Origin of the sequence: Pseudomonas sp. FR229a, assembly GCF_030209115.1 — a bacterium.
GTDB lineage: Bacteria > Pseudomonadota > Gammaproteobacteria > Pseudomonadales > Pseudomonadaceae > Aquipseudomonas > Aquipseudomonas moraviensis_A.
On sequence record NZ_JARVSP010000009.1, the window covers coordinates 56,404 to 76,604 of the forward strand.

Consider the following 20,201-nt stretch of genomic DNA (forward strand, 5'->3'; position numbering starts at 1 on the left):
CGAAGCGCAGTCACCGGCAACTACACTCGGTCATTCTTTGATACACGGAGGTTTGGTCATGCGGCGCGTGGTGTTCAATCAGAAAGGTGGCGTAGGCAAATCCAGCATCGCCTGCAATCTGGCGGCGGTCAGCGCCAGCGAGGGTTATCGCACGTTGTTGGTCGACCTCGATGCCCAAGCCAATTCCACTCAGTATCTGACCGGGCTCACTGGCGACGACATCCCCATGGGCATCGCCGATTTCTTCAAACAGACGCTGTCCTCCGGGCCGTTCTCGAAAAAGAATCAGGCAGACATCTACGAAACGCCGTTCGACAACCTGCACATCATTACCGCCACTGCCGAGCTGGCCGATCTGCAGCCCAAGCTCGAGGCGAAACACAAGATCAACAAGCTGCGCAAGTTGCTCGATGAGCTGGCCGAGGATTACGACCGGATCTATCTCGACACCCCGCCTGCGTTGAATTTCTATGCGGTATCGGCGCTGATTGCGGCGGATCGGGTGTTGATTCCTTTCGACTGCGACAGTTTCTCCCGTCAGGCGCTGTACGGGCTGATCGCCGAAATCGAGGAATTGAAGGACGACCACAACGAAGGCTTGGAAGTCGAAGGCATTGTGGTCAATCAGTTCCAGGCGCGGGCCAGCCTGCCACAGCAGATGCTCGATGAGCTGATCGCTGAGGGCTTGCCGGTGCTGCCGGTGTATCTGAGCAGTTCGGTGCGCATGCGCGAGTCGCACCAGGCCAGCATGCCGCTGATCCACCTCGATCCACGGCACAAACTGACCCAGCAGTTTGTTGAACTGCACAATCTGCTGGAAGGCCACTGATTCCCCGAATGACACGCAAATTCCTAATGTGGGAGCGAGCCTGCTCGCGAATAGGCCGGCACATTCAATATCAGCGCTGAATGATCGGCCGCCTTCGCGAGCAGGCTCGCTCCCACAGGATGATCTGGTTGTGTCAGATGCCTTGGCTACGCAACCACGCCATCAACTGCGGCAACGGAAACGCACCACTCTGGCGCGCCACCTCCCTGCCGTTTTTAAACAGAATCAGACTCGGAATCGAGCGAATCCCCAACTGTGCCGACAACTGCTGGTTCGCCTCGCTGTCGAGCTTGGCCAGTCGACACTTGCCCGCCAACTGCGCCGCGGCCTGTTCAAACACCGGCGCGAACGACTTGCACGGCCCGCACCAGTCGGCCCACACATCTACCAGCAATGGCAGATCACCCTTGATCTGACTGGCGTAATCAGCTTGCTTGAGATCGAACGGTTTGCTCAACAGCACTGCAGACTTGCAGCGCCCGCATTTGGGCTGGTCAGCCAAGCGCTCGGCGGGGATGCGGTTAAGGCCATTGCAGGTGGGGCAGGGGATGAGGAGTGGGGTCGTCATGAGCGGAGTCCAAAAGAGAGCTGATGAAAGGTAGTTGGAGACGTTTGCTCATATTTTCAATCGTGCACGGTTCGAGGTTAGACCTAGGCTGAGATTTACCGGACGCGCCGTCGGTCTGTCTGCCTCTATCGCACATTGCGATAATCGCGCCCTTCGATTACTTTCCATAGCAGAATGCGATAAGGATGTTGCATGCATGTGTTTAGCGAAAAACCCATCAGAGAGGCCAAGGAAAAATGGCCACAATCCGCGAGCGCACTGGCGCAGTGGTTTCGACTGGCAAAGAGAAGCTGTCCCAACGACTTCGCGGCGATGAAATCGATATTTCCTGCGATCGACAAGGTGGGCCAATTTCATGTCTTTGACCTGGGCGGCAATAAGCTGCGACTGATAGCCTTCGTCAGTTATCGATCGCAGAGGTTGTACATAAAATATGTTCTGGATCATCGCGAATATGATCGGGGCAAATGGAAGGAAGGGAAGGTATGAGCATTTTGATCAAGACAGTGGCCGAGCACTGGGAATATGTCGCTCCGCTGGTTCGAAAGCCGAAGAGCGAGGAGGATTATGACGCCTTGGTGCGGGCGGTCGATGAGATACTCGAAATAACCGGGGAAGATGAGTCGCATCCATTGATGAGTCTTTTGGACATCATCGGTGACTGGATCGAGGAATGGGATCGCACTCATCATCCGATGGCTGAAGCGAGCGGCGAAGAAGTGCTCGGCTATATGATGCGCGAACACGGCCTCACTCAGAGCGACCTTCCTGGCGTGGGTACTCAATCCGTCGTTTCAGAGATTTTGAGCGGGAAGCGAAAGCTCAACCTCCGCCAGATCCGCTGGCTCGCTGAACGTTTCAATGTACCGATCGAAGTGTTCATCTGAATCGACTCACGACGAACAACTGATCTCCAAATGCTTGCCCCACTCCGGTGGCCGCTCGGCGTAACCTTCCATTCCCGGCTGTTCCTCGAACGGCTTGCTCAACACCGCATGCAGGCGGCGTACTTCGGTGTAGTCGCCTTGCTCGGCAGCATCAATGGCTTTTTGCGCCAGGTAATTGCGCAGGATATACAGCGGATTGACCGCGTGCATCCGCGCGCGGCGTTGTGCCTGATCGGCATCGCCGTCGCGAGCCACCCGGGCGACGTAGCGTTCGGCCCAGGCATCGAAACCCTTGATATCGACGAAGTCATCGCGCAGGCGGGCAATGGCCGGTTCGGCTGAATCTTCACCGAGGCGGCGGAAGAACAGTGTGTAGTCGACGCCGCTGTTCTGCATCAGTTGCAGCAGGTTTTCCAGCAGTTGCTGGTCATCGTCCTCGGCGGTGGTGAAGCCGAAGCGGCGGCGCATCAGGTCGAGATAGTGCGCCTGGAACAGCGGCAGGTACAGGCCGAGGGTTTCACGCAGGGCCTCGACGCTGATGAACGGCGTCAGTGCCTGGGCAAGGGCGCTGAGGTTCCACTGGCCGACCGGCACCTGATTGCTGAACGAGTAGCGGCCCTGATCATCGGAGTGGTTGCAGATGAAATGCGCGTCGAAGTCATCGAGGAAAGCGAACGGGCCGAAGTCGAAGGTGATGCCGAGGATCGACATGTTGTCGGTGTTCATCACGCCATGGCAGAAGCCATAAGCCTGCCACTTGGCGATCAGTTCGGCGTTGCGCTCGACGATCTCGCGGAACATCGCCAGATACGGTTCCGGTTGCTCAAGGCATTCGGGGAAGTGCATCGCCAGCACATGCTCAGCGAGCTGTTTCTGCTGCTCGGGGCGTTTGGTGTAGTAGAAATATTCAAAGTGGCCGAAGCGGATATGGCTCGGCGCCAGGCGCAGCACCATCGCCGCGCGTTCCTGCTTTTCACGCCAGACGGGCGTGTCGGAGCCGATCACGCAGGCGGCCCGGGAAGACGGAATGTTCAACGCGTACAGCGCTTCGGAAGCGAGAAATTCGCGAATCGAGGAACGCAGCACCGCGCGGCCATCGCCCATGCGCGAAAACGGTGTTTGTCCGGCGCCCTTGAGGTGCAAGTCCCAATGCTCGCCGGCGTTGTTGTAGACCTCGCCCAGCAGCAAACCGCGGCCGTCACCCAGTTGCGGGGTATAGCCGCCGAACTGATGCCCGGAATACACCATCGCTCGGGGTTCGGCGTCGGCCCAGAGTTTGTGGCCGCCGAACAGTTGCGCGAATTCTTCGGTTTCGGCGCTGGCCGCATCGAGATCCAGCAGAGCCAGGGCGGCCGGGCTGGCGACCACCAGACGCGGGTTGTCGATCGGCTCCGGCAGTACGTGCGCAGAGAACGCGTCGCCGAGACGGGCGAAGCGGTTGTCGAAAGTCAGTTCGTCGAGGGCTTTCACGGGCCGGCTCCAGCAGAATGTCCGAGCATTCTGCTGGGATCATGACGGTTAGTCGAGTTTGCCCGGCGGCGGTTCCGACAACGGTTTCTGCCCGTCGACGACCGGCACGATGGTTTTGTTCTCCGGTTCCACCGGCACCATCTTGTATTCCTGGCCGTGCAGATTCTTCAGATAAACCTCCATCTGCCGGAACGAGATGTTGATGTGCTGCTTCTTGAACTCGCGGTTGATGAAGCGGTTGACCTCGTCGAGCACCGGGTTACGGTCACCCAGATCGCGCACATGCATGCGCAGTTCGTGGTCGAGGGTGCTTTCGCCGAAGTTGAGGAAGTACACGTGCGGCTCCGGCTCCTTCAGCACGCGCGGATTCTCCCGGGCCGCCTTGAGCAGCAACTCCTTGACCAGATCCAGATCCGAGCCGTAGTCGACGCCGAGTTTCAGCGTGACGCGGGTGATGGTGTCGGTCAGCGACCAGTTGATCAGTTGCCCGGTAATGAACGTTTTGTTCGGGACAATGATGTCCTTGCGGTCGAAGTCGGTGATGGTCGTGGCGCGGATGCGGATCTTGCTCACCGTGCCCGACAGGTTGCCGATGGTGATGGTGTCGCCGATCCGCACCGGGCGTTCGAAGAGGATCATGATGCCGGAGATGAAGTTGGCGAAGATCTCCTGCATACCGAAACCGAGGCCCACCGACAGCGCCGCCACCAGCCATTGCAGCTTGTCCCAACTGACGCCGAGGGTCGACAGGGTGGTGACGAAGCCGACGCCGGCAATCACGTAGGACAGCAGCGTGGTTGTCGCATAAGCGCTGCCCTGGGCCAGGTTGAGCTTGGACAGCACGAACACTTCGAGCAGGCCGGGCAAGTTGCGCGCGAGGGCGAAGGTAATGCCGATGATGATCAGCGCGCCGAGCATGTCGCCGATGCTGATCGGCACCATGCTCATGTTGGCGCCGGTGCCGCTGGTGTATTCGTAGAGGGTGATGTTGTCCAGATACGAGAACACCGAAATCAGGTCCGACCAGACCCAGTACAGCGCCGCGATGAAACCGCCGAGCAGGGCCAGACGGATCAGGCGCAGGGACTGTTCGTTGACCTTCTCGATGTCCAGCGTCGGCTCTTCGATCACCGCTTCGCCGTCGCCGGCCTCTTTCGCCGCCTGCCGTTTCGCCAGCGCGCGCTGGTAAGCCAGACGCCGCGCGGCAACGCTCAGGCCACGCACAAAGGTGGCTTCGATGACCAGCCAGAACATCAGCAGGTACAAGGTATTGATCAAGCGGTCGCTGAGTTTCAGCGCGGTGTAGTAGTAGCCGAAGCACACCGCAACGAACAGGGCGATCGGCAGCAGAGTGAACATCACCCCGACGGCTTTGCGAAACAGCGAAGCATTCTGGTGCGTCGGGCTGCTGATCAACAGGCGACTGAGCAGCCACGCCATCAAGGCGTAGCAGGTCAGCACCACCGGCATGCCAAGCACGTCATCGGCCAGCGCCGCCGGTTGCAACTCGGCAACCGCCACCACCGCGACCAACGCCATCACTACCAAGCCGAGTCGACGTACCCAGCCCTGAAGGAACTCGACCTGCGGTTTCTCCCAGCGGAAGTGCAATTCCGCCACGCCGCCCGGCGCAAGGATCCGGTAAGCGGTGTAGAACACCAGCCAGGCCTGACCCATCTGCAACAGCGCTGCGCCCATATTGGCGTTCTGCCCGCGCGCGTCGATCTGCAAGGCCAGACCGCACAGCGCCAGACCCAGCGCCACCGGCATCGCCAGCAAAATATTGATCAGGATTGCCTGCGGCGTGTGCCATTGGCTGTCGCGCTTGAAGTGGCCGATGTCCTGGTGAACCTTGTTGAGTCTTCCGTACAGCGCCTTGCGTCGCCACAACAGGGCGCCGATCAGCAACGCCAGCGGCAGGAACAACAAGGGGCGCTGGGTCAGGCCGTCGGTCAGTTCGCTCAGGCTCGACGCCCAAGGCAGGGTGTTGACCTGCCGCTCCAGCCGCTCCGGCACACCGCGCATCCATTCCACGTCCAGAGGCTTGTTGCTGGGGATCCAGAACATCTGTTCGTCGAGGGTCGCGCGCAGGCTCTGCGCAGTGCTGAGCAATTGTTTCTGATTGAGCTGCAGGGTGATCGACTCATTGAGCATCGCGCTCAATTCGCGGTTCAGCCGCTCGAGCAGATCGGCGCGAGTGTTGGCCAGATCGAGCAGGCTCTTGCGCAACTGCGGGGTGACCTGCTCCGGCGGCTGCGTGGCCAGCAGATTGTCGACATAGGTCGCCGGGTTGCTGAGCAGTTCGCGTTGCTGGCTGACGTCGAATTGATAGAGGCGAATATCGGCAATCTGATCGGCGAGGTCACGGTCGACCTTCAAATGGGGAAGTGCCTGTTTTTGTTTGTAGAGAATCTTGGACAGGAGCAGGCTGCCCTTCAACACGTTGATCTGCTCGTCCAGCGCTGAATCGCTCTGGGTCAGGGTGTCGAGTTGCTGTTTGGTCTGCAGGTTCTGCTGCGTGACTTCGTTGAGACGGTCGGTGCTCTTGAGCAAATAGTCGGAAAGCTTGAGGTTGGTTGCACTCTCGCTCGCCAGCAGGCTGCTGCCCCCGGCCTTCTGCGCTTCGATCGATTGCTGGGTAACGGTTTCCTGCGACTGCGCCAGACGCTTCTGGTTGATCAGGGTCTGCAGTTCCTGGATTTCGCGGTCGAGGCGATCGGATTTCTCCGAGAGCAAGTCATGCTGAGCGTTCCCCAGATCCTGCAACTGGGTGTTGCCGGCCAGTTCCTGACGGCGCAGCGGAATCAACGCATTGAGTGCGGCCAGTTCGGCATTCAACTGGTCGCGCTGTTCGGCGGTGACCGTTTTGCCGGTGTCCTTGCCGGACTTGAGGATGGTGTTGATCTGCTGGATGCGCGTCTGGCTGGCGGAAATCTCTGCCTGAGCACGTTCGGGACGAGTCTGCGCGGTGATGATCAGGCTGTTGGCTTCGGCCAGGGCTTTTTGCAGATCGCTTTGCTGGGTCGAGCGATCGGTGAGGATCTGCTCCAGTTGCTGGATCGACTCCTTCGGAAAACGCTGGGCTACCGGCACCGGCGCGGTAGCCTTGAGGCGGCTCAGTTCGCGGGTGTTTTCAATCGTCAGCTTCGGCGCATTGGCCAGCTGACGCTTGAGATCGATCAGCTTCTGCTCGTAATCACGCTCGTTATTGAGCTGATTGAGGGTGTTCTGCAGGACGGTCTGCAAAGTCTTCTTGTCGGCGTCCGGCAGTTTGCTGTCGGCCAGCTTGTCGAGGCTGGCCTGCACGGCGTCGCTGGACGGTGGTTCGGCAGCATGCAGCGGGCCGACGACAAGACTGAGGCCCAGCAGGGCCGCGGCGAAAAAGGAGCGCAGGGTAGGCATAGAGACCGGTCAAGCAAGTGAGAGTGGAGGCAGTTTAGAGGAAGAGTCCGGGGCCCGGGCGACTTCCTTCGGGGAATCTGACGCCCACTTTGCCGATCTTGTTCCCGTCCATGACCGCGACCGTCCAGTGGGTATTGTTCCACTCCACCTGGTCACCGACGATGGGTGCGCCCCCGACTTTCTGGGCGATGAATGCCCCCAGCGTCATGTCCGGATCGATGCCTTCGGCCGGCAAGCCATACAGCGCTGCAACCGCTTTAAGCTGGGCGTCTCCTTCGAGCACGAAGTCGCCAAAGAAACGCAGGTCGAGGCCGCGTTGCGGCGCCTGGCTGAACAGTTTGCCGAGGGCCGACAAGTTGTGTTCATGGCCAATAACACACAGCAAATCATCGACTTCCAGCACCGTACTACCCGACGGATGGAGCAGTTGCTGGCCACGAAACAGTGCCGCGATGCGTGTGCCTTCGGGCATTTTCAGTTCACGCAGGGGCGAACCGATGCACCATTTCTCGGCGCCGAGCTTGTAAACGAACAGTTCCCACTCGCTGGTCACGTGCACTTCCAGCGCCGCCCGGGAGATCGGCGCGGGTTCTGGCGGCACCGTCACCTTGAGCAGCTTGGCCACCCACGGCAGGCTCGTGCCCTGCACCAGCAGCGACACCAGCACGATGAAGAACGCGAGATTGAAGTAGAGCTGCGCTTGCGGCAGCCCGGCCATCAGCGGGAATACCGCGAGAATGATCGGCACCGCGCCGCGCAGACCGACCCAGGAAATAAAGGCTTTTTCGCGACCGTGGAAGGCCTTGAACGGCAGCAGACCGACCATCACCGACAGCGGCCGCGCGAACAGGATCATCCACAGCGCCAGACCGAGGGCGGGCAGGGCGATCGGCAGCAGATCATGGGGCGTGACCAGCAGCCCCAGCACCAGGAACATGCCGATCTGCGCCAGCCAGGCCATGCCGTCGAGCATGTGCAGAATGCCGTGGCGGCTGCGCACCGGGCGGTTGCCGATCACCAGACCGCACAGGTACACGGCGAGAAAGCCGCTGCCATGCAGGGCGTTGGTCAGCGCGAACACCACCAGGCCGCCGGCGATGATCAGAATCGGGTACAGGCCGGCCGCGAGGTTGATGCGGTTGACCAGTTGCAACATTACCCAGCCGCCGCCCAGACCGATCACGCCACCAATGCCGAATTCGCGGATCAGGTGGGTCAGCAGGCTCCAGTGCAGGCCGGTCTGGCCGCTGGCGAGCATATCGATCAGGGTAACGGTTAGAAACACCGCCATCGGGTCGTTGCTGCCGGATTCGATTTCCAGGCTGGCGGTGACCCGCTCGTTCAGCCCTTTGCCGCCGAGCAACGAGAACACCGCAGCGGCGTCGGTCGAACCGACGATGGCGCCGATCAGCAGGCCCTGAATCAGATTGAGGTCGAACAGCCACGCCGCGGCCATGCCGGTCAGCCCGGTAGTGATCAATACACCGACCGTGGCCAGCGACAGCGCCGGCCATAACGCCACGCGGAAACTCGACACCCGCGTGCGCAAACCGCCGTCGAGCAGGATCACCGCCAGAGCGAGGTTGCCGACCAGATAGGCCGTCGGGTAGTTATCGAAAATGATCCCGCCACCATCGACCCCGGCACTCATGCCGACCGCGAGGATGATGACCAGAATCGGAATGCCGAGACGTGAAGAAAGCGAGCTGACAAGAATGCTTGCGCCTACCAGCAACGCGCCGATCAAGAACAGGCTGTTGATGGTCGTCGCATTCAAAGGCAGTACTCCAGAAGCGTAAAGACGGGGGCACAAACTGACCATGCAGTCTGCGTGCCAGCGATTCTAACCTGTTGAAATGTGATGCTGTCAAAAAGGATTTCAGAAGGGCATCAGAATTTGAGTTCGACACGGCATTGCTGCCCCTCACCCTAGCCCTCTCCCGGAGGGAGAGGGGACTGATCGAAGTGAATGTGCCTGCTGCGGCGCCCTGAACTACCGAGTCGAACGGGCATTTCGAAAGCCCCCCGATCTGCTCCCTTCCCCCTCGCCCCCTTGGGGGAGAGGGCTGGGGTGAGGGGGTAGCTTTTGATCTTGCGTTGGTTACAGGCTGAACCGCCCAACCATGTTGTTCAGATCCAGCGCCAACCGCGACAGCTCGTTGCTCGCCGCACTGGTCTGACTCGCGCCGGTCGCCGATTGCACCGACAGATCACGGATGTTGACCAGATTGCGGTCGACTTCCCGCGCCACCTGCGCCTGCTCTTCGGCGGCGCTGGCGATGACCAGGTTGCGCTCGTTGATTTCGACGATGGCGCTGTTGATCGTGTCCAGCGACATCCCCGCGCCTCGGGCGATGTTCAAGGTCGATTCGGCGCGCTCGGTGCTGTTGCGCATCGAATCCACGGCGTGTTCGGTGCCGCTCTGGATGCTGCCGATCATGCGTTCGATTTCGCTGGTCGACTGTTGAGTGCGATGGGCCAGCGCGCGCACTTCGTCCGCCACAACGGCGAAACCACGACCGGCCTCACCGGCGCGGGCCGCTTCGATCGCTGCGTTCAATGCCAGCAGGTTGGTCTGGTCGGCCAGGCCACGGATCACGTCGAGCACCTTGCCGATGTCGCGGGATTCATTGGCCAGGTCGCCGATCAGCGAAGCCGTGCTCTGCACATCGGCGCTCATGCGTTCGATGGCGCTGACGGTTTCCTGCACCAGATCACGACCGTCGCCCGCCGAAGTGGTGGCGTTTTTCGAGGCTTCCGAAGTGCTGACCGCGTTGCGCGCGACTTCTTCGACGGCACTGGTCATCTCGTTGACGGCAGTGGCCGCCTGCTCGATTTCGTTGTTCTGCTGGGTCAGGCCGCGAGCACTTTCGTCGGTGACGCTGTTCAACTCTTCAGCGGCGGAGGCCAGCTGCGTGGCCGACCCGGAAATGCGCTGCAGGGTGTCGCGCAGCTTCGATTGCATCTTGGCCATCGCCGCCAGCAGGCGCCCGGCTTCATCTTCGCCATCGACATGGATCGGCTGGGTCAGGTTGCCTTCGGCGATGGTTTCCGCCGCTTCGAGTGCCTTGGAAATCGGTTTGGTAATGCTCACGGTCAGCAGCCAGGCGAACAGCAAGGTCAAGCCGCTGGCGATCACCAGCAGAGTGACGACCAGATCGAACGACATCGAGTACTGATCCTTGGCGCCCTGATCGGTTTCGGCGATCTGCTGGGTATTGATTTCCAGCAAACGCGCCAGCGCGGTATTCACCGCTTCCGAATTGCTCAGCAAATCGCTGTTGAGCATCTGCCGCAACTCGTCGACCTGATTGTTGCGCGACAGGGTTTTCATGCGCTCTTCAAGCTGACGGTACTGCGCCAGCAACTGCACGTACTGATCGTACGCCGCGCGTTCCTGCGGACCTTCGATCAGCGGCTCGTATGCGCGCTGCGCATCGCTGATCTGGCGGTTGCGCAGGTCGAACAGTTCGATGGTTTTCTGCTGCACATCGGGTTCGCGGTTGATCAGCAAGCGGTAGGACAGTACGCGAAGGCGCAGGGTCAGCTGGGTGAATTCGTCGAGGGCCTTGATCGATGGCACGCTGGCAGTGGCGATGTCTTCGCCGGCCGCGCGGATCTTGCTCATCTGGTTCAGGGCAAACACGCCGAGAATCAACATCAGGCCGCCGATCAGGGCGAAGCCGGTGAACGCCCGTGGGGCGATATTCATATTGCGGAGGGACATGGGCGGATACCGAAAAGGGCCGCATCCATGCGGGCTGAGACTGCTGTATGGGTGACTTATCGGTCATACGACTAAAGTCTTGAGGTGGTGTGCGTATTTGTCGCAGACGGCTCTGTGCGACGAAGTGCAGGAACCAGATCGACCAATCACAGTCTTTTAAACTCGCGAGAAGCTTCGCCACCCAGGCAAATCAAGGCCTTGCGCCGGTTTAACCCTGGCATCCGTGGTGACTTTTCTTTATCGTACGCGCCCTTTGAAAAACGCTTGGAAGATCAAAATGTTGGAAGCATCCCTCAGCCAATTGGAACAGCTCGTCAGCGACCTGGTGCAACAGAACCAGACCTTGCTGCAGACCAACCAGACCCTGTCCACGGAACTGGCCCAGGCCAAGGATGAAAACGAAAACCTGCAACTGAACCTGATGGAGCAGGAAGAAAAACACGGCGCCACCGCCGCGCGCATCCAGGCACTGGTCGATCGCGTCAACGCAGGTCCCGTCAGCGCATGAACCACGGCACAGCAGGGGTAAAAGTCATCTCCATTCTCGGCGAAGACTATTCGATCAAGGCACCGGCCGGGGAAGAACAGACCCTGCTGGATGCGGCGATGATGCTCAAGGCCGCGCTGGAAGACACCAAGCGCAAATACCCGACGCTGATCGGCGACCGTTTGCTGGTGCTGGCGGCGATGAATCTGTGCTCGCAGCAGATCGAAATGAAGAAGCAGCACAAAGAAGAACTCGACCGTTATCAAGAGCAAGTCAGCGCCACGGTCGAGACCATTGCCAAGACGATCAATCAGGGTTGATCGGGTTGCTGGCGTGCAGATGAGTGGATTCACGCTGGGCTGATGTGTCGTCAGCCCCGGCCCTTTCGCGGGCAAGCCCGCTCTCACAGTTATCGTGGTGATTCACTGGGTGTGTGAACGCCACCGAACCCATTGGGAGCAAGCCTGCTCGCGAAGGTTTGAAGCGCTGAACAGCTTTTGGATCAGAACCACTCCTCGCGCATCGTCAGGCACGTATCATCCCGCGCCTCCAGCAAGTCCAGCTCATGCTGGCAGCCCGGCACTTCCCACGTCAGGAAGTACCGCGCCGCCTGCAACTTGCCCATATAGAAGTCGACATCCGCCGCATGCCCTTTGGCCAGGCCTTCCTCGGCGCGAATTGCCTGTTCCAGCCAGCGCCAGCCGATCACCGCGTGGCCGAACACTTTCAGGTACAACGCCGAGTTCGCCAGACTGCTGTTGACCTTGCCCTGGGCCAGATCGGTGAGCAGGCCGATGGTCACGGTTTGCAGGCGGGCAACGAGTTTTTCCAGCGGTTCGCGCAGTGCGCTCAGCGAGTCGTATGCGGTCGCGCGTTGCGCGGTGTTGGCGATCAAGCGAATCAATTGCTTCAACCCGGCGCCACCGTTCTGCGCCAGCTTGCGTCCGAGCAAATCGAGCGACTGGATACCGTGGGTACCTTCGTGGATCGGGTTCAGGCGGTTGTCGCGGTAGTACTGCTCCACCGGATACTCGCGGGTGTAGCCGTGACCGCCAAGAATCTGGATCGCCAGTTCGTTGGCCTTCAGGCAGAACTCCGAGGGCCAGGATTTGACGATCGGCGTCAGCAGGTCTAACAGTTCATGCGCCTGCTTGCGTTCGGCTTCGGTCTCCAGCGTCGTGGTGTCATCGAACAGCCGCGCTGCATACAGGCCAAGATCGAAGGCACCTTCGACGTAGGATTTCTGCGTCAGCAGCATGCGTCTGACATCCGCGTGCTGAATGATCGCCACTGGCGCCGTGGTCGGATCCTTGCTGTCCGGCACCCGACCCTGCGGCCGCTCGCGCGCGTACTCCAGTGAATACAGGTAACCGGCATAACCGAGCATGACCGCGCCCATGCCGACGCCGATCCGCGCTTCGTTCATCATCTGGAACATATAGCTCAAGCCGTGGTGCGGCTTGCCCACCAGATAGCCGACGCACTCACCGTTATCGCCGAAGTTCAGCGCGGTAGATGTGGTGCCACGCCAGCCCATCTTGTGGAACAGCCCGGCGAGCAGCACGTCGTTGCGCTGGCCGAGGCTGCCGTCGTCGTTGACCAGAAACTTCGGCACGATGAACAGCGAAATACCTTTCACTCCCGGCGGCGCGTCGGGCAGTTTGGCCAAGACCATGTGCACGATGTTTTCCGAGAGCGGATGATCACCGCCGGAAATGAAGATCTTGTTGCCCTTGAGACGATAGGTGCCGTCGGATGCGGGCTCGGCGCGTGTACGAATATCCGACAGTGACGAACCGGCATGGGGCTCGGTCAGGGCCATGGTGCCGAAGAAGCGGCCGTCGATCATGGGTTGCAGGAAGCGCTGCTTCTGCTCTTCGCTGCCGAAGCTTTCGATCAGGTTCGCTGCGCCCATGGTCAGGAACGGGTACGAAGTCGATGCGGCGTTTGCCGACTGGAAGTGCGCGAAGCAGGCTTGCGACAGCAGGGTGGGCAGTTGCATGCCGCCGGCTTCGAAACTGCGTGCGGCATTGAGAAATCCCGCCTCAAGGAAGGCATCCACCGCCGGTTTCACTTCGGGGATCAGAATGGCCTGGCCATCTTCATAGCGCGGCTCGTTTTCATCGCCCTTGCGGTTGTGCGGGGCGAAATACTTTTCGGCGATGCTGCGCGCGGTGCCGATGGCGGCGTCGAAAGTCTCGCGATTGTGCTCGGCAAAGCGCTCACGTCGAGTCAGGCCCTCGGCATCAAGGACTTCGTACAGCTCGAAAGCCAGATTGCGGGAACTGAGCAGCGTCTCGGACATGGCGGCTTACCTTGAGATTGGGGTTGGGCCGAGTCTAGGTGTGCTGATGAAGGCTGAACAGGATGATTGATGAGCGTGATGCAGAAGCAAAAGATCGCAGCCTTCGGCAGCTCCTACATTTGGAATGCGGTTCCATGTAGGAGCTGCCGAAGGCTGCGATCTTTTGATCTTCTGTGGGAGCGAGCCTGCTCGCGAAAGCGGTGGCTCAGGCAACATCGATGTCGACTGGAACGCCGTCTTCGCGAGCAGGCTCGCTCCCACAGGGTATTGCGTACCAGGCGACCATTGCGGTCGCTTGGATTTACAGCGGTTTAACCGATGGTCATCAAGCTGGCATTACCCCCCGCCGCAGCGGTGTTGACGCTCAATGCCCGCTCGATTACCAGACGCTCCAGGGCAATGTTGGTCTCGCCCTGGGACAGGCCCTGAACCCCAACGATGGCGCCGCCGCGCTGGGCAATCTGCTGGCAGACGCCGCGCAACTGGTCGGAATGGCCGTGATGCAGCACTGCATCGAACACCACCTCGTCCTTGTTCCAGTCGGCAACGCGCTTGATCCGCGCCTGGACTTCCTTCGGCAGACGGGCGAACAAGGCCTTGGTCTGCTCGGATTCCGGCCATACCGCCGAACCGCCCACCGCCAGCACCGCGGCCAGTTGCGTCAACAGATCACCTTCAACCTCCGCGAGGCACAGTACGTGCTCGCGCGGCAGGATAGCGTAGCTGTTTTTCTCGCCGGTCGGACCGGCCAGCACGCGGGTGATGCCGCTCTGCGATTGCGCTGCGTATTGCACGCACAGGGTGCTCAGATCGGCGAACTTGTTGTTGTCGGCCCAGGCTTTCAGAGCGTTCAACGATTGGCTCATGGCATCGCGCAAGCGCACGTCCGGGGCGACGATGGCGTCACCGCGAGCGAAGGATTGTTCGATGGCGTCAGCAGGACGCGTCGACAGCAGGCGGTACAGATACAACGGGCCGCCGGCTTTCGGGCCAGTACCCGACAGGCCTTCGCCGCCGAATGGCTGCACGCCGACCACGGCACCGACGATGTTGCGGTTGACGTAGACGTTACCGGCGTTGACGTTGTCGATGACCTTGGCAATGGTTTCGTCGATGCGCGTGTGCACACCCAGCGTCAGGCCATAACCGGAGGCGTTGATCTGGCCGATCAGTTGATCCAGCTCTTTGCGCTTGTAGCGCACCACGTGCAGCACTGGGCCGAAGATTTCGCGTTGCAGTTCGTCGAAGCTTTCCAGTTCGATCAGGGTCGGCATGACGAAGGTGCCGCGCTTGACCTCTTCGCTGTCGGCAATCGCTACCTGGTAAACATTGCGGCCTTTATCGCGCATGCCCTGGATGTGCTTGTCGATGCCAGCCTTGGCTTCGGCGTCGATCACCGGGCCGATGTCCACGGACAGGCGTTCCGGGTTACCGAGGCGGCTTTCAGCCATGGCACCCTTGAGCATTTCGATGACGCGATCGGCGGAGTCTTCCTGCAAGCACAGTACCCGGAGGGCCGAGCAACGCTGGCCGGCACTGTCGAAAGCCGACGACACCACGTCGATCACGACTTGTTCGGTGAGTGCCGAGGAGTCGACGATCATCGCATTCTGGCCACCGGTTTCGGCGATCAGCGGAATCGGCCGGCCCTGGCTGTCGAGGCGCCCAGCGATGTTGCGTTGCAGCAGGCGCGCGACTTCGGTCGAACCGGTGAACATCACGCCTTTGACGCGTTCATCGCCTACCAGGCCAGCGCCGACCGTTTCACCACGCCCCGGCAGCAGTTGCAGCACGCCTTCCGGAATCCCGGCTTCGAGCAGCAAGCGCACGGCTTGCGCGGCGACCAGCGGGGTTTGCTCCGCAGGTTTGGCCAGTACCGGGTTGCCGGCAGCCAATGCCGCAGCGACCTGGCCGCTGAAGATCGCCAGGGGGAAGTTCCACGGGCTGATGCACACCACCGGACCCAGCGGGCGGTGGGCGTCGTTGCTGAAATCGTTGCGCGCCTGCACTGCGTAATAACGCAGGAAGTCGACCGCTTCGCGGACTTCGGCGATGGCGTTGGCGAAGGTCTTGCCGGCTTCGCGAGCCAGCAGGCCCATCAGCGGCTGGATTTCACCTTCCATCAAGTCAGCGGCACGTTCCAGAATCGCTGCACGTTCGGCCGGCGGCGTGGCCTGCCAGATCGGCGCGGCGTTCAGCGCGCACTGAATGGCGTTGTCGACGTCTTCGACGGTGGCTTCCTGCACGTGACCAACCACATCGCGGTGATCGGCCGGATTCAGCACGGCAACCGGCGTTTCGTTGCTGGACGCGCAACCGAGCATCGGCGCGGCCTTCCAGTCGTTATGCGCAGTGGCGAGCAGAGCGCAGGACAGCGAAGCCAGACGATGTTCGTTGGCCATGTCGATGCCGCTGGAGTTGGCACGCTCGGCACCGTACAGGTCTCGCGGCAGCGGAATGCGCGGGTGCGGCAGACCGAAACCACCTTCCACGGTCGCCATCTGCTCGATCTGTGCCACCGGATCGGCCACCAGTTCCTGAATCGAAATCGACTGGTCGGCGATGCGGTTGACGAACGAGGTGTTGGCGCCGTTTTCCAGCAGACGACGTACGAGGTACGCCAGCAGGGTTTCGTGGGTGCCGACCGGAGCGTATACGCGGCACGGACGGTTCAGCTTGCCCTCGGATACTTTGCCTACAACCTGTTCGTACAGCGGTTCGCCCATGCCGTGCAGGCACTGGAATTCGTACTGGCCCGGGTAATAGTTCTGACCGGCAATGTGATAGATCGCCGACAAGGTGTGGGCGTTGTGCGTGGCGAACTGCGGATAAATGACTTCCGGCACCGACAGCAGTTTGCGTGCGCAAGCGATGTAGGAAACGTCGGTGTACACCTTGCGGGTATAGACCGGATAGCCTTCCAGGCCTTCGACCTGGGCGCGCTTGATTTCGCTGTCCCAGTACGCGCCTTTTACCAGACGGATCATCAGGCGATGACGGCTGCGACGGGCCAGATCGATCACGTAGTCGATCACGTACGGGCAACGCTTCTGATAAGCCTGGATAACGAAACCTATGCCGTTCCAGCCAGTCAGTTGCGGCTCGAAGCACAGACGCTCGAGCAGATCCAGCGACAGCTCGAGGCGGTCGGCTTCTTCGGCGTCGATGTTCAAGCCGATGTCGTATTGCTTGGCCAGCAGGGTCAGCGACAGCAGACGCGGGTACAGCTCGTCCATGACGCGCTCGTATTGCGCACGGCTGTAGCGCGGGTGCAGCGCCGAGAGCTTGATGGAAATGCCCGGACCTTCATAAATCCCACGACCGTGGGACGCTTTGCCGATCGAATGGATCGCCTGTTCGTACGACGCCAGGTATTTCTGCGCGTCGACTTCGGTGAGTGCCGCTTCACCGAGCATGTCGTAGGAATAACGGAAGCCCTTGGCTTCGAACTTGCTCGCATTGGCCAGTGCTTCGGCGATGGTTTCGCCGGTGACGAACTGCTCGCCCATCAGGCGCATGGCCATGTCGACGCCCTTGCGGATCATCGGCTCGCCGCTCTTGCCAATGATGCGGCTCAGCGAAGAAGTCAGGCCGGCTTCATTGTGGGTGGAAACCAGTTTGCCGGTCAGCAGCAGGCCCCAGGTCGCCGCGTTGACGAACAGCGAAGGGCTGTTGCCCAGGTGCGGATGCCAGTTGCCGGTGCTGATCTTGTCGCGGATCAGCGCATCGCGAGTGCCCTTGTCGGGGATACGCAGCAGCGCTTCGGCAAGACACATCAGCGCCACGCCTTCCTGGGACGACAGGGAAAATTCCTGCAGCAGGCCCTGAACAATACCGGCACGACCGCCGGCACTCTTCTGGTTACGCAGTTTTTCCGCGATGGTCGCGGCGAGTTTGTTGGTGGCTTCGGCCATTGGAGCCGGCAGGCGCGCCTGCTCGATCAGCATCGGCACCACTTCCGGCTCAGGACGGCGGTAGGCCGCGGTGATCGAGGCACGCAGAACCGATTGCGGCAGGATGCTTTCGGCGAATTCGAGGAAACATTGGTGAGCGTGATCGGTCTGCACTTCGCCTGCGTCATCGGCATCTTTGGCGGTCAAACCGTTCAACTCAGTCAGGGTTGCACCACCCTCGAGTTTTTCCAGGTAATTGAAAATTGCCTGTTTGATCAGCCAATGCGGCGTGCGATCAATCGAGGTTGCGGCGGCCTTGAGGCGCTCGCGGGTCGGGTCATCAAGTTTGACCCCAAGGGTGGTGGTAGCCATATTTTTATCCTCATGGTTGCCACAGTTGCGTGGCATCAGCTGGCCGCAAGATTAGCCGTGCGCCGAATGAGGTGCAACCGGGTGCAACCCTTTTTTTGTCGGAATAATTCGCAGCTCGTCAGGAAATAATTTCTGGTACGAAAGTGCCGCTCCTGCTTGGTGCTTTTGCTTCTAGCAACGAGCGCTGACTGCCACAAAAGGGAGCAAAAACACGCTGGTCTTCGATTATTCCGACTAGGTGCAACTGATTCTGGCGAAACTGGTTGCACCTTATTTGCTTTGTTGCATAGCATTCGCCGCCAAGGTGCAACCGGGAATAATCCGGTGTACCGGCTGATGGCTTTACTGGGGAAACATCAGTCTTAAATGCGCGGGATCCCGGATCGTCTGCCAAACGTCGTCGTTTGCGAGCGGTTCACCACCGCCGCTACATAAAAACAAAGCCAGGGCGTAACTTAATGAGCGTTAGCAATCCAACCTTGATCACATTCGTGATCTACATCGCAGCAATGGTGCTGATCGGCTTCATGGCCTATCGCTCCACCAACAACCTTTCCGACTATATTCTCGGCGGTCGCAGCCTCGGCAGCGTCGTAACCGCGCTGTCCGCCGGTGCCTCGGACATGAGCGGCTGGTTGCTGATGGGCCTGCCGGGCGCCATCTACATGTCCGGTCTGTCCGAAAGCTGGATCGCCATCGGCCTGATCGTCGGTGCTTATCTGAACTGGCTGTTCGTCGCCGGCCGTCTGCGGGTGCAGACCGAGCACAACGGCGATGCCCTGACTCTGCCGGACTATTTCTCCAGCCGTTTCGAAGATAAAAGCGGCCTGCTGCGGATTATCTCGGCGGTGGTGATCCTGGTGTTCTTCACCATCTACTGCGCTTCCGGCATCGTCGCCGGTGCGCGTCTGTTCGAAAGCACCTTCGGCATGTCCTACGAGACAGCGCTGTGGGCCGGTGCGGCGGCGACGATTGCCTACACCTTCGTCGGCGGTTTCCTCGCAGTCAGCTGGACTGACACGGTACAAGCCACGCTGATGATCTTCGCACTGATCCTCACGCCGATCATCGTGCTGCTGGCGACCGGCGGCGTCGACACCACGTTCCTGGCCATCGAAGCCAACGATCCAAGCAACTTCGACATGCTCAAGGGCACCACCTTCATCGGTGTGATTTCGCTGTTGGGCTGGGGCCTGGGTTACTTCGGTCAGCCGCACATCCTCGCGCGTTTCATGGCGGCGGATTCGGTGAAATCGATCGCCAATGCCCGTCGCATCTCCATGACCTGGATGATCCTGTGCCTGGGCGGCACCGTGGCCGTGGGCTTCTTCGGTATCGCCTACTTTTCGGCGCACCCGGAGGTGGCTGGCCCGGTGACCGAGAACCACGAGCGTGTGTTCATCGAACTGGCGAAAATCCTCTTTAACCCATGGGTTGCCGGTGTGTTGCTGTCGGCGATTCTCGCCGCTGTGATGAGCACCCTGAGCTGCCAATTGCTGGTGTGCTCGAGCGCCCTGACCGAAGACTTCTACAAGACCTTCCTGCGTAAAACCGCGTCCCAGGTCGAGCTGGTCTGGGTCGGTCGCGCCATGGTGCTGCTGGTAGCACTTATCGCTATCGCACTGGCCGCTGACCCGGATAACCGCGTACTGGGCCTGGTCTCCTACGCCTGGGCTGGTTTCGGCGCTGCGTTCGGCCCTGTTGTGCTGATCTCGGTGGTCTGGAAAGGCATGACCCGAGACGGCGCACTGGCCGGTATCCTGGTCGGCGCGATCACCGTTGTAGCATGGAAACACTGGGAAGTGATGGGTTTGTACGAAATCATCCCTGGCTTCATCTTCGCCAGCCTGGCCATCTACATCGTCAGCAAGCTCGGCGCGCCGACAGCCGGAATGGTGCAGCGCTTCGAAGCGGCGGAGAAGGATTTCCACCTGAACAAGTAATGCGCTGAGCTCCGGCTCACACGAAAACGGCCCGTTTCCTACAGGAGGCGGGCCGTTTTTTTGTGCCTGTGATTTCTCCGGTTCACTGCGATCTTCTGTAGGAGTGAGCCTGCTCGCGATAGCGGTCTGACATTCACCATCGATGTCGCAGAGACACCGCTATCGCGAGCAGGCTCACTCCTACAGTGGGACGATGGTGAGTTTGAGGGATATGTCTGTAGTTAAAGGCGTGACGTTCTGAAGGGCTTTCAGCAAACCACGTAGGGCAATTCTGAATTTCCCGTCACCTGCTCATCCCCCCTTGCCCCTCATGCAGAA

13 protein-coding genes and 1 pseudogene are annotated in these 20,201 nt (G+C 60.3%); 6 read left to right on the forward strand and 8 right to left on the reverse strand.

What is annotated here, in order from left to right:
• Window positions 1-58 precede the first annotated feature (58 nt).
• Entirely contained in the window at window positions 59-829 is a 771-nt protein-coding gene (locus tag QRN33_RS09300; protein WP_064363225.1) for a ParA family protein, read from the forward strand.
• A 133-nt stretch (window positions 830-962) separates the two neighbouring features.
• Here the strand turns inward: QRN33_RS09300 and trxC are convergent, their stop codons facing one another.
• Window positions 963-1,397 (reverse strand): thioredoxin TrxC, encoded by a 435-nt coding sequence (gene trxC, locus QRN33_RS09305; RefSeq protein ID WP_285408215.1) that lies wholly within the window; start codon window positions 1,395-1,397, stop codon window positions 963-965.
• 192 nt (window positions 1,398-1,589) lie between these two features.
• Between trxC and QRN33_RS09310 the strand changes: the two genes are divergently transcribed.
• Window positions 1,590-1,886 (forward strand): type II toxin-antitoxin system HigB family toxin, encoded by a 297-nt coding sequence (locus QRN33_RS09310; RefSeq protein ID WP_285408217.1) that lies wholly within the window; start codon window positions 1,590-1,592, stop codon window positions 1,884-1,886.
• Window positions 1,883-2,284 carry a helix-turn-helix domain-containing protein gene (locus tag QRN33_RS09315; protein WP_123419853.1) on the forward strand — a complete coding sequence of 134 codons (402 nt, stop codon included), beginning with the start codon at window positions 1,883-1,885 and terminating at the stop codon, window positions 2,282-2,284. Before QRN33_RS09310 ends, QRN33_RS09315 begins: the two co-directional genes overlap by 4 nt.
• Window positions 2,285-2,290: 6 nt before the next feature.
• Here the strand turns inward: QRN33_RS09315 and selO are convergent, their stop codons facing one another.
• The 5 genes and pseudogenes from selO to QRN33_RS26695 all read right to left on the reverse strand — a co-directional run.
• Window positions 2,291-3,754, reverse strand: coding sequence for a protein adenylyltransferase SelO (selO, locus tag QRN33_RS09320; protein WP_285408219.1), 1,464 nt, complete (start codon window positions 3,752-3,754; stop codon window positions 2,291-2,293).
• Between the two features lie 48 nt (window positions 3,755-3,802).
• The gene (gene mscK, locus QRN33_RS09325) at window positions 3,803-7,156 is read right to left on the reverse strand and encodes a mechanosensitive channel MscK (RefSeq protein ID WP_083354048.1); all 3,354 of its coding nucleotides are present in this window, start codon (window positions 7,154-7,156) and stop codon (window positions 3,803-3,805) included.
• Window positions 7,157-7,190: 34 nt separating this feature from the next.
• The gene (locus QRN33_RS09330; protein ID WP_042608725.1) at window positions 7,191-8,933 is read right to left on the reverse strand and encodes a potassium/proton antiporter; all 1,743 of its coding nucleotides are present in this window, start codon (window positions 8,931-8,933) and stop codon (window positions 7,191-7,193) included.
• Between the two features lie 324 nt (window positions 8,934-9,257).
• Entirely contained in the window at window positions 9,258-10,130 is an 873-nt protein-coding gene (locus QRN33_RS26690; protein WP_371919857.1) for a methyl-accepting chemotaxis protein, read from the reverse strand.
• A gap of 30 nt (window positions 10,131-10,160) precedes the next feature.
• Window positions 10,161-10,883, reverse strand: a pseudogene (locus QRN33_RS26695) (MCP four helix bundle domain-containing protein); the annotation flags it as partial.
• Window positions 10,884-11,160: 277 nt separating this feature from the next.
• Between QRN33_RS26695 and QRN33_RS09340 the strand changes: the two are divergent.
• Both QRN33_RS09340 and QRN33_RS09345 read left to right on the forward strand, forming a co-directional pair.
• Window positions 11,161-11,391 (forward strand): hypothetical protein, encoded by a 231-nt coding sequence (locus tag QRN33_RS09340; RefSeq protein ID WP_016772015.1) that lies wholly within the window; start codon window positions 11,161-11,163, stop codon window positions 11,389-11,391.
• Window positions 11,388-11,690: a cell division protein ZapA gene (locus QRN33_RS09345; RefSeq protein WP_064363216.1), complete on the forward strand. Its 303-nt coding sequence runs from the start codon at window positions 11,388-11,390 to the stop codon at window positions 11,688-11,690. The genes QRN33_RS09340 and QRN33_RS09345 overlap by 4 nt, the downstream gene beginning before the upstream one ends.
• Before the next feature lie 182 nt (window positions 11,691-11,872).
• Here QRN33_RS09345 and QRN33_RS09350 read toward each other — a convergent pair whose 3' ends face one another.
• Window positions 11,873-13,675 carry an acyl-CoA dehydrogenase gene (locus QRN33_RS09350; RefSeq protein WP_285408224.1) on the reverse strand — a complete coding sequence of 601 codons (1,803 nt, stop codon included), beginning with the start codon at window positions 13,673-13,675 and terminating at the stop codon, window positions 11,873-11,875.
• Between the two features lie 311 nt (window positions 13,676-13,986).
• Window positions 13,987-17,940 (reverse strand): trifunctional transcriptional regulator/proline dehydrogenase/L-glutamate gamma-semialdehyde dehydrogenase, encoded by a 3,954-nt coding sequence (gene putA, locus QRN33_RS09355; protein WP_116657549.1) that lies wholly within the window; start codon window positions 17,938-17,940, stop codon window positions 13,987-13,989.
• 458 nt (window positions 17,941-18,398) lie between these two features.
• Between putA and putP the strand changes: the two genes are divergently transcribed.
• On the forward strand, window positions 18,399-19,883 hold the full coding sequence (gene putP, locus QRN33_RS09360; protein ID WP_065615468.1) for a sodium/proline symporter PutP: 1,485 nt from the start codon (window positions 18,399-18,401) through the stop codon (window positions 19,881-19,883).
• Window positions 19,884-20,201 lie beyond the last annotated feature (318 nt).